Source organism: Candidatus Nitrosarchaeum limnium BG20, assembly GCF_000241145.1.
Classification (GTDB): domain Archaea; phylum Thermoproteota; class Nitrososphaeria; order Nitrososphaerales; family Nitrosopumilaceae; genus Nitrosarchaeum; species Nitrosarchaeum limnae.
Genome location: NZ_AHJG01000002.1, coordinates 1 through 13,306 on the forward strand (window position 1 = coordinate 1; position 13,306 = coordinate 13,306).

A 13,306-nucleotide genomic window follows, 5' to 3' on the forward strand; every position below is an offset into this window, starting at 1 on the left:
CTACCCCCATTATGGGCAATATTTTAGGCGCAGTTAGGCATAAAAATCAAAAATCTATTTTTTATTTTCTCCATTATGAATAACATTAGATACAAAAACTTCTCTTGTTTTTAAAACTCCAATGTTTCCATCAATTTTTTATTAATGGATTGAAAACATTAATGAAATCTAGTCCTTGATTCTTCAGTTTTTCAGTAACACCGGAGAGAATTTTGGTATCATTTGTGATATTAGCGTTTGTCACCGCCTTCTTAAAGTTCCCTCTATCTATAGCCGTAAGTGCTTGTTGAATCACATTCTTTTCCAGATCCGATTTAGCATTGGCCAAAACAGATTTCAACTCAGAGATGACTTTATCTTTATTCTTCTGAAAATTAGTTGTAAGAGATGATACAGAGGATACGTTACCACTTCTTGTCAAGGCCTTATTATCGATGAAGTTGACTACACCATCCTTTATTGTCACTATATCTATGCCACCTTGATTCGTCCCCTTGATATTTGGCTTGAAGGAGAGAATCGTGTGGCCTTCAGCAGCTAAGAAATCTGTCGCAAGTTTCTCTCCAATGTTGCCACGAGCCAAACGCTGGTTGATATCAGTGGAACGTTCCGAGATATTTTTGTTTTCAACCATTCGTTGACCAGTTATAGGCTCATTTAATTTTGATTGAGGGTTAATCTCTGGTTCTGAACTAAACTTCTTTTTTTTGCTTTTAAGTGCATCTGTAATCTTATCAAATTTACCACTAGTCTTAACTTTCAAAACTACACGTTCTAACTTTTTCACAAAACTAGTTGATCTCAATATTTTTGCTAGTTTTGCAATTTTTCCAAATTTTGCTACAAGAGCAAGTCCACCTGTAACAAATGTCGTGACGATTAAGGCTACAATATAGCCAATTACCCAACCATGAAAATGACCTTTCTTAAGTGGAGGATCATCCTCTTTGAATTTTGATAAAAATTCATCCTTCCAATCTTCAACTAGAGATGAAATATTTTTCCATGTTAGTATTTTCATAATTTTTTTTATTTCAGAAAACGTATTCCCATTGAGAAGAGATTTAAAAATAGAAATTAACATTTTACCTAAATCTACAATTCCAGTAATGTCATCCCAAATGGCTTCAAAAAAACCATGAATTACCCCAATAATAAAACCAATTGCATAAAGAAGAGCCCCAATTACTTTATTTATGACGTTTTTAACTTTCTGCCAAACTGCATAAGAATATGAACCAGAACTTACCATCCCATCTAATTGAAGAGCAAATTCTTCAGAAGGATACCAGATATATCTTCCTTCAATAGGTTCTATTGCCTTCCACAATTCAATTGTGTCAAGTTTTCTCCCTTCTCTCTTTTCAGCCTTTGCAATTGTTTCTGGAGTTCTAATAATTCCCCTAGTTCTATCTCCATCGCCTTTGTTTACATAAAGAAGTACTTCTGAAAAAAATCTCTGATCCTGACCCCATTTTTGACTTGCTTTTGGATAAAAAAGTTTTGCTAGATTAAGAGCTGTGTCACCATTTTGAATTTTGTATAATTTGGCATCAGGTTCAGGAGGATCAAGAAGAAGAAAAAATTTATCAACATATCCAGTATTACCTTTATCCGTAATAACATAATACCAACCTCCAGAAGATTCTCCAATTACAAAGACTCGACTGTTAAAATACAATAGTTCTAAGGGAGTTTGATTTGGAGAATCCCAAACGATTTGAGGGACTGTCGCATATACTCTTGCAAGTTTTTTAATTTCAAACAGCTGTTGTTGAATCAATCTTAAGTATCCTCAGATGGAATGATGGTACTAACAGAGCCCTTTTCTATAATAATTTTCTTATCTATATCTGGATCATCGTATTGCTTGTCAAAAAGCCTTGCAGCTAATCTTATGTTCTCTAACTCAGCCTTTCTAACTTCTGCCTGTACCTTCTTCACATCAACTGCACGGTGAACAAGCTTAAAGTCCTCCAAAATAGGATGCTTTCCAGGAAGAGCCTCTATGTAGATAGAATCTGTAGGAACTATAATCAGTTCTTTCTTTTTGTTTCTTGAAGTAAGCTGTTTAATAATCAAATCTTGGAATTCATCTTTGACTTTTTGTGTAAAGGCCTCAGGATCTTTCTGATAAACGCAATTCATGAATTCGGTTAATTCATCCAAATCATAGTTTTCATAATCATCAGGATCTATACCTTTGAGAATATCCTCAATTACAATGTAATCCTGCATCATAAACGTCGTCAAAATGTTACTCTGTTTCATTGGAAACAACATATAATTTCCTTTAAAGCCAAGTAATGAATCTAAATCTGCGACTTCAACTAGTTTCTGACCTTTATCTGTGATTGATGTTACAGCAGGCAATGGAATTGTGGTGCCACAATTGTATCGTCTTGTTTTTTCTAGAAACTTCTTTGTCAGAGGTATTTCCAAAGTGGAGCTAATATTTGGAATTCCTTCAAAACTAATTTGTCCAGCTGGAAAAGAAAATGACGGTACATCAATATTGTATAATCTAAAAAAGCGTTGATCCGGTTGTTCGTGACTCCAAATTGCCTGCATGTAATACAAAATATTATCTTTAATATGGGCCCGTAGTCTCAGAATTTCTGTGCGTCTGTTAAAGTGTTCTTTGGTTTTTTCTGAATATTTGTCAGTTGCTACCTGTAAAGCACTCACTTCTGATTGAAGTTGTGTCCTTTGATCATATACTTGGCGCTCCACTCTAGCAAATGCATCCTTTGCCGCATCTAATTTTAATCGAACTGCTTCCTTACTATCTACGTATTTTCCTTCTATACTACTATCGGTTTCAGGCACATAACCTGACCATGGTAGAAATCCTCTTGGATTGTGTTTCTCAGCATAGAGATTAGCTGTATCTTCCATGGTTTTTTGAACACGTGTTAGGAAATTTGTTCGTTCGGTAATCTGTTGAGTTATTTTTTCAACTAGAGCCAACTGTCTTTCCATGTTAACTCTCAGTACTTCTAAAGATATTTCTTCACCAGATATTGATTTAAGATAGTCAAATATGGGTAAGAAAGAGTCATCCAAAATCACTCTCTTTAGAATCCAATCATTAATGAGCAACCATTCCTCATCGATTTCATCTGGTCTAGGAACATCATTTGCAATCATGATGATAGGAGTTATCTTGTGTAATTTTTCACTTACATAGTATCTCCTTTGAAGCTCGTAGAAGAGATATGTAACAGGCAATTCATCATTAGGATTCATTATCTCGCCTGAAAAGGTGTCTTCAATTTCTTGTGAAGTACTTGTGTCAATTTCAAGTCGGTGTTCATTTTTATATTCTTGTGCTGCTTTAAGAACTGATTCTCGAAAATCTTTCTTTGTAGCACCAGAGTCACTTGATGAATCACGTTCTCCACTTGTGCTGGCCTTCAAATATGAACCGGTCAATGATTCATAACCAGCTTCCACTCCTTTCTTGAAGTTGATCTTTTTTGTAGCCTTGTCGACTATTTCAGAATCAATTCTACTTGTATCGGAGGATTCGTTTTTCATTATGCTCAGAGCATTTTCCATTTCTTTTTGATTTCTGTTCTTTTTTGTGATTGTTTTCTTTGTATATTTCCTAGATTCTTTTGGTGCCAATGGAATGGTGGAAACCAAACTACCAACCTGAAATGAGTCAGGATCCCATCTCTGCCGATAATTAAGAAGGATACCAAAATTAATAGAATTTGGTGCAAAAATATCAAAAGCATATTTTTGATGCAGATGCTCTTCAAGATCACAGAGAAGTTTTTCTAAAACACTGGGTTTTATAACTGCGGTTGAAAGAATTTGTCTGGCTTGGGCTGCAAGAGATGCAATTACTTCTGGAGATTGCTGTCTGTACGTTGTTGTTGTAGTTTTATTTCTATGATCACGCACTTGAATTGTTATTTGAATTGCAAGATTGTATAATGCCTCTTGTGTTGAACCGTCAAGTTTACTCCATATGTCAAGTGTAATTTCTGGAACTAGTTCTTGTACCTTAGATATTCTTGCATCTTCTGTAGTTTTATTTTGATTGAGTTGACGTATTTCATAAATCATTTTACGAAGTTCATCAGCAGAACTGATAGGGTGGGCCTCAACACCTGAATAATATGTTTCCTGTAATTTTACAAATTGCTGATACAGTTCTTTACCGAGTAATGAAATCCTTTCATCAAATAATTCCGTCCAGATGTGTTCAAATGCTATCTGCAGTTTGTAAAAGTCATGAAATGAGGAAACATCTGCCGGGCCAGGAGCAAGATTAAAAGTTTTAACAGAATCTGCAATTCCTTCCAGATTTTGTCTAGCAGGAATACCAAAAACAACCTCCATTTCCGGAGATGTGACGCTGTGCATCTGTAAATCTATTTTATTTTTTACAAGATCTGCATCATAGGGTTCAGGTGAAGGTGAAGGTGAAGGTGAAGGTGAAGGTGAAGGTGAAGGTGAAGGTGAAGGTGAAGGTGAAGGTGAAAATTCATCACTATCACCAGTTACTCCATCGATGATTTTTGCGGCAGTCATTTCTGCAACACATGATGAGATAATCGATTGATCTACAGAAAGTTCTCCAAGGGTAGATAGATTTGTGTTATTCATAAATGTCGTAGTTTCTATTGTTCCCAATATTTGATCTTCTTCTTTTCTCAGGTTCATTCTTGTGATATCATCATCAGATAGCCTTAGTCTGAGTGAACGAGTAACTTTAGAATTTTTCATGATGTAAAGTCCACTTTCAATTATCGCTCGTTGTTTGGTTTTGAGATCTTCACCTTTAGTGAGGTATCTTATGTCATCAATTCTTTTTTCAGTGAATTTTGAGAGTGAAAAATTGACAAATGCGTCTTTTGCTTTAGTTTTTATTTTTGAATAATTAGCTAATCGTTTTGATAAATTCTTTGCAAATGTATCCTGTCTAGATGTATCTTCTGTGAATAATTCATCTAGGTGTTTTTTGTCTACCGTGTGATTTGTTATTTCAGGTTGATCTGTAGAGGTTCCAGATTCTGACGAATTATGCTTTGATGATCTAGTCACATATACTCAGACTCAAAGAAGTATTTAATAATTATTAAATTATGAACATAGGAAACCTTTCGAATGTGCATTTTGTGATCAGATTATTTTGTAAAAAATACTAATTTTGATTATAATGTTAGTATGTAGTCAAACATGAGGCTCTTATTCACATACCCCCATACATTGATACTCTCGTTACAATTTGAATTTCAGGCATAACAAAATCAAAAATCAGTGAATTTTGTCGAACATTTTTTCTTTGAATTTGAACCCATGAATTATGAAAAAGTGATCCTTGGAAGATTTGCAAAATTATCTTTGTAATTCATTGCTGTCAAGAAGGCTGTATTTTAGTTCAAGACTATTTAGATTCAATTCCTAAGAGGCTTGAACCATTTTCGGTGAAAGAATAATCCTGTGATGTAGAATCAGCATCTCGACTACTAAAATGGGTAATAATTTGGGCGCAGTTATGAGTAAAAGCTTGAATGATCGCAAGGTTATTTGCGTAGATAATATGTTGAAATTATTTGGAATTTCCAATCCAATTTTTTAATGTAAGGTAGATCAATCCAAGCGGATAAAATTTTCTCTGCATAAGTTGCTGCATCGGTTTTGTACATTTTTTTCATACTTTTTCTGAATCGTGTATGGATCCTTCTTCTGTATTCTTTACGGAATCCTCTAATGCCATTTTTAAAACAAGAGGGTACAAAAGGAAATAGGTATTGAGGAAGTTTGAACCATTCTAATAATTTGGTCTTCTCAAAACAATCTACATCAGTAATCAATATACCGTCATTTTTTAGAAACTCTGAACATTTTCTAATTATTTGACACCTTACATCACCTTCAACAAATATAGCTGCCTTACTACAAATTACAATGTCAGCTTTTCCTGCACAATTGTCAACATTAAGCACATTTTCATTAATGAATTGATCCAAATTCTTTCTAGCTTCATCGACCACATTCTTTGAAATATCAATGCCAATTGTAAAAGACTCGATATTTTTTTGTTGAAGATATGTTTGAGCATATTTCATAGCTGAACCGTTGGAGCAACCAACGTCAATTATAACAAATTTTTTCGTTGAATTGTTGGCATATTCTAATATGTAATTAATTATGCCAGTTAGCTCATATCTATCTTCAAAGGTATAGTTGATAGGCCAATATCCGTTTAACATATCACACTATGTTGTGTTTTCATGCTTACAAACTTTGGTACAACTGTTTAGCTACGCCAAGCTTTCAATAATTTTGACAAGAAAGATTTGTTTCTGTCCTTTCTCCCAAAAACCACAGTTTGTAATTTGGATTGTCTTGATTCCTACCTTGATGCAATCAGTATAAAATCCAACATCGGATGTAAATAAGTCACAGCCGTTTGTATTACAATAGTCTGCAACTACTTCATCTGGGCTTCCTCGTTTCAAAGATTCAGGATTATCACCCACTTTGATTATAGTATGATATGGCTTTAGCATATCATGATTCTCTTCAGACCAACCATGAATATCCTCATCTATCACAACTTTTCGTGTCAACGTCATTTGATAGTGATGGTAAGTAATAAATCAGAATTAAGGTTCGAGTTCTTTTAGACCCACCTACCATTTTGAGGATAGAAATGGACGCAGAGAAACCAGCAACTGGTTTAACGGGAAAAATAATTAACTTCGACAACAGTTACTCATTGAATTAAATGGTTACTTTCGCTACAATAAAAACACTTGATGATAAATGGCGTATACACGTCCATAGGGAAGGTCGTGAATTTGTATACAAAACAGATAATTTTCCTAGTGCAATTCTTGCAATGAAAGATGCTAAGCGTTGGGCAAATTGGGCCGACAATTTACCAAAAAACAAAGCAGATAGTATCTATTACATTATGGGAATACCTGAAACCTGGGCTGGTCCTTCACCAGGAAATCAGGCTTTCTCAGGATTGCACATGAAAATTGGTAGAAGTAAAAATGTTCGTAAAAGACTTCAAAATCTAAAAACAGGCACTTCTGATGATCTTTACTTATTGGCGTTAGAACCAGGAAGTCCTACAATAGAAAAAATCAGACATAAGCAATTTGTTTCGGATAGACGTAAAGGAGAATGGTTTGTTTGTACACCAAAATTATTTCAGCATGTTATTTACACATGGGGGAAAAACAATCTTCTTCCACGAGAACACCAAAATAGATGGTTTCTCATGATAGAAAGAATTCAGGCTTACCGTGAAATACGTAAACTTGTTGGTTTCACTCCTGAGATGGTAAATCCATCCATCAATGAGGAATGGAAGGGAAGTGTGTTCATGGATTTTGTATTCAGAGATATAGTCCAAAAAGATAGTTCTTATGATGATAGTAAACCCTCCGCAAATTCTACAAGTAAAAAAACTAAAGGAAAAAAATAATTTAAAAGTGAATCCGTAAAGGCCTGAACCTTTTTTGGGAAAGATTTCAGGTCACAGTAAAATAAGCATTAAATTATTGACATGTAACGATTTGTTTGATTTCATTTTTTAAATTTCGTGTATTTGACTGTTGAATTTTACGAGCAATTTGATATTTTGTTAGATTATTTCCGGATTCGGAATTTATCAAAAGTGAATTCAATGATGATTTACGGAGTACCAATAAAGTTTTTAATTTAGGTTCACGATTAAGAATTTTTGATTCTCTAATGATGTTTACATAATTATCTCTTACAATAATTCTACCAGCTTTTCTTGAAGGCCATTTTTTTGGTTCATAATCTGTTGCGATATACACTTCATCAACAAAATCTTCAATTGCATCAATTTGTTTACGTGCTCTAGATAAATTATCTTTAGAAGATTTTACTTCTATCAGAATTAATTGATCATTTTTAATTAAAAGTAAATCTAAATCGGATAAAATACTACCCCATGCAATATCAAATCTTGCATGAGGAATTGCATGATAACCAAGATTTGAAAAATATTTTTGAAGATCTTTAATAATATCTAATTCATATTTGCCAACTCTTTTTGTAGATTTTAAAATATTTTCTGGATTTATCATATTATCACTTTACAGCTTTTACTTCTCTAGTTACTGAATATTTACTTGCCTCATTACTTTTTCTTGACAAAAGGATAGCACATCCATATCTAACATTGGTTCTACGTATGTAATCTGTTGGTATTCTCTTCGTAATTTTTGGGGTTAATCTAAATCTCCATGTTGCTTCCATACTTTTTTTCTCAAAAGAATATTTTAATAGCTTTACGTTAGTTTTTTTCAATGAATCTTGATCGTTATTTGGTGGGACTAATGAATCACTGCCAGTCTTCATTGCATCAATTTCTATGAAGGTACTAAGGGATGGAATTGAATCCCATTTATAATCATCAGAGTGTACTATACATAAAGTAATTTTTTCAATAGATGAATTTGGAACTTTGATGTAGATTTCATCCGATTGAATAGTTGTTGTTTTTTTCTCTGTTTTGTCAAATAAAGGAATTATTCCTTCTGCAATAAATAATGCGTGATCTCTATTACATGATGTGAATGAGCGAGGAACTCCATAACCAGAACAGGTAGACTGATTTTTAATAGATGATAATGCAAAAATAGCTTTTAATGTTTCAATATTTTGAATTTGTTTTCCATATTTTGCTAATATTTCTGCGAATTTTTTTGCTAATAATGGAGATGAAAAACTGGTTCCAACAAAACCTGAATATACTTTACCGTTTTTAGTATAACTTGTAATTCCATTAATGCCTTGTGTTGTTACTGATGCTCCCTCATAAATCAAATTGGTTCCATGTTCAACAAAATCTGGTTTAATACATTCAAAAATAAATTCATTTTTTGTACCACAGCAGCTATATGGAGAAACGTCACCTTCGTGAGCAATTGAATTTAGAGGTGTTCCACGCATAGAATTATTTTTGGCGATAGAACCAACTGCAATAGACGATATTGCATTTCCAGGAGCCATCACTTGATATTTTTTTAAGTAATTAGGATATGAGTTACCAGAGCGAATTTCATTCTCAATTTGGTTAGGATTAATATTTCCAGCACTACAAACAAAAGCAATATTTTCTCTTTGAATGACTCGATCTAATTCATATACATCTTCTAATTCAGCATCAGGAAATCCTATGGATGAAGTAAATATTCTTGATTTATCTTTGTATTTTTTTATACCATCTAAAATTCCTAAAAAAGAATCAGAAGGCTTGTCTTGTGACCATATTTTATAGGATATAATTTTTGAAATTGGTTCTCGTCTTTCTTCACCAAATGTAGATAAACAAGCTATCGGAGTTCCATGCCCAAAATCATCCCCATTATCATCATCAAAATTGGTAGTTCCATAACCATCTCTCACTTCAATCAAACCATTTAATGGAATAATTTCATTTAATCCAGTATCCATAACAGTAATTATTGGCATTTCTTTTTTAGTCGGTGCTCGAAATGATTGAGGAATTGCTTTTATTGCTTTTTTTGAAGAAGAAATTTTTTCTGAAATTCCCTTAGGAACTTGACTTACACGATAAATAAAATCTGATTCATACAATAATTTTTGTAATGTTTTATAATCTATTGTAACAAAAATCAATCCTTCATTTTTTAAGGTTTCACCAAAAATTTGTTTGTTATTTGCAATAAGAAAATTTCTTACAAGAGAATCATATTCTTCAAGTTGTTCATAGGAAGTGTTTGGAATTAATTTTATCATTGTGAATTTTTCAGATTCTTTTAACAATATTTCAAATGAAGATGATAATTGATCATTATGATGAAGAGGTCGTATCATACTGACATATTTTTTAAAATATTTTGGAGGTTCTTTTTCAACCATATTTGTTAAAGCAGCATTTGAAACACTGACTAAAAGTTTAGAATGAGATTTATCATAAAATGTAATGATCTCACCTTTCAATTTATTGAGAATCTGACCTAAATTAGGACCAGAGGCATCGATAGTGGTACCTAGTACACAAAAACTTTGATTTTTAGAATGAAGTTTTTTTTCTTTTAATATAGCAGAAGTTTCTTTAATTTGTTCAAAAATACTTTTTTCCTGCCATTCATTATCAAATTCAGAATTTGAAATAAATTTTGATATTTTAGGTGGAAAAGGTTTTGATTCTCTAGATATTTTAGAAATTTTCCTTTCAGATTCAACAAACATAAAGGAATCGGATTCAAATTCTTCTGACAATCAAATCATGACTACACATAAGATTAAAAAAGATTATGAGAGTGTGAAGTAATTATTTTAACAAAATTAATATATTTTCAGCAATTATAAGACAAAATTAATCAAAACAGATTTTCCTACCAATCAGGCATAATACATACATCTACCAACTAACATTTCAAAAAATGGTAATTATTTTTGTTCTTCCAAAATTCTTTGAGTTTGTTCATTTTGTGAAAAAGGCATTTTTTTGTATTTTAACATATGAAACACCTCATCCATCAGACTAGTAGTAAAAGGAGAATTTTTGAAAATTCCATTAATTATCAATTGTTTTTTGTAAGGATCTGTTTCTTGTTTTAAGGATCTTAGTGATTCTGCCTCTAATGTTTTAAAAAATTTGAATCGTTGAATGATTTCAGTCACATATTCATCTCGGAATAATTTGAAAACTTGTTTTGTTTGATATTCAGGTGATTCAAGAAATGATTTGTATTTGTAATAGGTAGTTCGTGTAATTGTTATTGGAACTTTCACATTGTTTGTAATTTCTTGTTCAGTTTGTTCATAATATCCTAGTTCACCAGAATTGATAAAATCTAATGCTTCAGTTTCACTGAGATTTCCAACCTTACAAATCCATATTGCATTGTAAAGCCTTTCAGAAATTTCTTTATGATCGGCTATTTTTAGACTAGTTCTTTTAGATATTTTTACTAGGTTTAATTTTTGTGTCAACTGTACATAAAGTAAAGTTAGAAGTAAGTATTATGATTTTTTGTTGATCGAATTATTAAAAATACAATTGTATTTTTGTGTAAATAGAATATGTATAATTATTTTTAAGCCGGTAAATTACCGGATTGAATAATTTGTAATTTAATTAACAAAATTTGTGGATATATCCAAACTAAACATTTTTTCTAATTCATCTGAAATCTTGATTTTAGGAGTACAAATTTGCTCTCCTCTAGGTATTTTTTTACCATTAGGCATGATTTTGCCGTAATATCTGGTTAAACCGTCAAATGCATCTGCAATTGTAATATGAAATGATTCACCATTCCATTCTTCTTTCCCATCTTTACCAAAATGATAATGGGTGATTATCCATTGCCTAAAATCAGGGATTTGTACTTGGTCCTTTCCTAAACTGATTAAAAAATTTTGCAGATTAGTCAATAAAACAATTAGAAATATTGCTCCCTGATTATCATATACAATTGGATTAAAAGTACATGAAATATCAATCTGAATCTTTGCAGGATAAATGGATAATTTTGTATGATAACCTGAGATTAGTTCACAATTCAAAAAGATTCCTTTATTTTTAGGATTTATCTCAACTACTGAAATTTTTGAGATTGTGTCATAGAGATTTGAATCAAATTGAATTTTAATATCATGAATAGATGCAGGTTGTTTCTTGAGTTGATTTAACATCCAGATCAGTTTTTCCCCCGTAGGATAGTCCGTTACAAATCCATCATTTTTACCCAGTTGTACACCCCTAACTTTGTAAAAACAAGGATTACTTTTCACGATTATCTCAATTTGTCCTTTTAATCGATAAATCATCTGGCGAAAATTACTATCTGAGAACTCGGGAAAATCACTACAAGAAAATGGACGTCTTGATCTAATATTGATGTCTTTTGCTTTGTCTAGAAATTGTTTTTGTTTCTTTGTAAGAGTATATCCGTTAGATTTGTTCGTTATAAATCCGTTAGTTTTTGATATTGAGTCATTCATTTTTTTGTTCGGGAAATTTTAGTCGAGTTATATGGTTTTTAATAATAAATCCAGGTTGTTTAGAGATTACTGGATCTGGATGATACATTTTAGGGATGATTTCTCCAGTTTTTATTTTCTGAATTAATTCTTTAAATTCTTGTATTGTTTCTTTGTTGTCCATTAATTCCATCTTTAACTCGTTAATTTCTGATTTTTCTTCTTTTAGCTTTACATTTTCAAGTTTGGTTCGCTCATCATCGGAGATGGTTAGAAACGGAATAGCCTTTTGGTATTCAGGAAATCGTTCAAAGTCTTCTTCTTGATATCTTTCATAGTGTTTTTCAAGGCCAATTTTATGTCCCATCATGTCTTCTTTATCCAAATAATCCACTTTAGCACGCCTTAACATGGTGTTGAAGTATTTTCTAAAGCCATGATCTAGTTGTACTTCATGTCTCTTTTTGTTTGGAGGTAATGGAGGTCTAAGACCTATGTCAGAAACAACTTTGTTGATTCTTTTTCTTACTCCTTTTTGGTTTAGTCTACGAATTACGGGATATCTTATAGATTTGATTAAAGGATCATCAGGTTTTGGATATCTTCCAATGTCTGCTTTCCAGTTCTCACGATAATGTTCCAATGTCTTGCATGCTTCAGGCGTGATAAATGTGAAATAACTTTCTGGATCTCCCCTGTAAATTAACAATGAACCACCTTTGTAGGAATTATTATCTTTGAAAAAGATAACATCTTTCCACGTAAAGTAATCCCATGCTTCAAGTCTGAAACCACCTGATGAAAATAACAAAATTATGACTTTGTCAGTAATATCGTTTGCAACTTCAAGCATTTTTTGAATTTCTTCTCTCGTGTATGCCCTATCTTTTGATTTTGATTCTCTTCGTGGTAAAAGTTTGTTAAGTGATTTCCAGTGAATCGGAATGCGGTTTACATCAAGTAGGACTTTGATTGGTTTAATGTGATTGGGAATAGTTTGGGAGCTTACCTCTCCTGAATCTACACGTTTTTTGTCTTCTTTGATGTATGTAGCAATTACATTAGAAGCAAGATCTGTGTCTTTTCTTGCAAGTTCTACAAAGAATTTTGATAATGTTTTTGCATCTCTATCTTCAGGAGTCTTTCCAAGAGAATCAATGTAGATCTGATTTGGAATAAGTTTTAGAAATGTGTAAAGTAAATTTTTGTAACGACGTTGTGTAGAAGGACTTCTAATAGAATCTAAGAATAATTGGTAAGGATCATTTCGGTTATTGACATTATCAAGGGTAATTTCCACAATTTCTATGCGTGTGCGTCCTTTTTTAACCCCATGAAAGTA

At 32.3% G+C, this 13,306-nt stretch carries 10 protein-coding genes; 1 reads left to right on the forward strand and 9 read right to left on the reverse strand.

The window, feature by feature from the left end:
- Positions 1 to 130: 130 nt before the first annotated feature.
- The 4 genes from BG20_RS00025 to BG20_RS00040 all read right to left on the reverse strand — a co-directional run bounded on the left by BG20_RS00025 (position 131) and on the right by BG20_RS00040 (position 6,596).
- Positions 131 to 1,783 (reverse strand): hypothetical protein, encoded by a 1,653-nt coding sequence (locus BG20_RS00025; protein WP_010189362.1) that lies wholly within the window; start codon positions 1,781 to 1,783, stop codon positions 131 to 133.
- A 2-nt stretch (positions 1,784 to 1,785) separates the two neighbouring features.
- Complete coding sequence (locus BG20_RS00030) at positions 1,786 to 5,058, reverse strand: hypothetical protein (RefSeq protein ID WP_010189363.1); 3,273 nt, start codon at positions 5,056 to 5,058, stop codon at positions 1,786 to 1,788.
- A 482-nt stretch (positions 5,059 to 5,540) separates the two neighbouring features.
- Positions 5,541 to 6,230: a class I SAM-dependent methyltransferase gene (locus BG20_RS00035; RefSeq protein WP_010189365.1), complete on the reverse strand. Its 690-nt coding sequence runs from the start codon at positions 6,228 to 6,230 to the stop codon at positions 5,541 to 5,543.
- 51 nt (positions 6,231 to 6,281) lie between these two features.
- Complete coding sequence (locus tag BG20_RS00040; protein WP_133936149.1) at positions 6,282 to 6,596, reverse strand: hypothetical protein; 315 nt, start codon at positions 6,594 to 6,596, stop codon at positions 6,282 to 6,284.
- A 152-nt stretch (positions 6,597 to 6,748) separates the two neighbouring features.
- Between BG20_RS00040 and BG20_RS00045 the strand changes: the two genes are divergently transcribed.
- Entirely contained in the window at positions 6,749 to 7,459 is a 711-nt protein-coding gene (locus BG20_RS00045; protein ID WP_010189367.1) for a GIY-YIG nuclease family protein, read from the forward strand.
- A gap of 73 nt (positions 7,460 to 7,532) precedes the next feature.
- On the opposite strand, the gene BG20_RS00050 is transcribed toward BG20_RS00045, so the two are convergent.
- The 5 genes from BG20_RS00050 to BG20_RS00070 all read right to left on the reverse strand — a co-directional run.
- The gene (locus tag BG20_RS00050) at positions 7,533 to 8,090 is read right to left on the reverse strand and encodes a hypothetical protein (RefSeq protein WP_010189368.1); all 558 of its coding nucleotides are present in this window, start codon (positions 8,088 to 8,090) and stop codon (positions 7,533 to 7,535) included.
- A gap of 4 nt (positions 8,091 to 8,094) precedes the next feature.
- The gene (locus BG20_RS00055) at positions 8,095 to 10,254 is read right to left on the reverse strand and encodes a S8 family serine peptidase (protein WP_048096911.1); all 2,160 of its coding nucleotides are present in this window, start codon (positions 10,252 to 10,254) and stop codon (positions 8,095 to 8,097) included.
- A 171-nt stretch (positions 10,255 to 10,425) separates the two neighbouring features.
- Positions 10,426 to 10,971 (reverse strand): hypothetical protein, encoded by a 546-nt coding sequence (locus BG20_RS00060; RefSeq protein WP_010189370.1) that lies wholly within the window; start codon positions 10,969 to 10,971, stop codon positions 10,426 to 10,428.
- A gap of 141 nt (positions 10,972 to 11,112) precedes the next feature.
- Entirely contained in the window at positions 11,113 to 11,985 is an 873-nt protein-coding gene (locus BG20_RS00065) for a hypothetical protein (RefSeq protein ID WP_010189371.1), read from the reverse strand.
- A partial coding sequence (locus BG20_RS00070) for an integrase (protein WP_010189372.1) occupies positions 11,978 to 13,306 on the reverse strand: 1,329 nt, incomplete at its 5' end. The genes BG20_RS00070 and BG20_RS00065, both read right to left, overlap by 8 nt.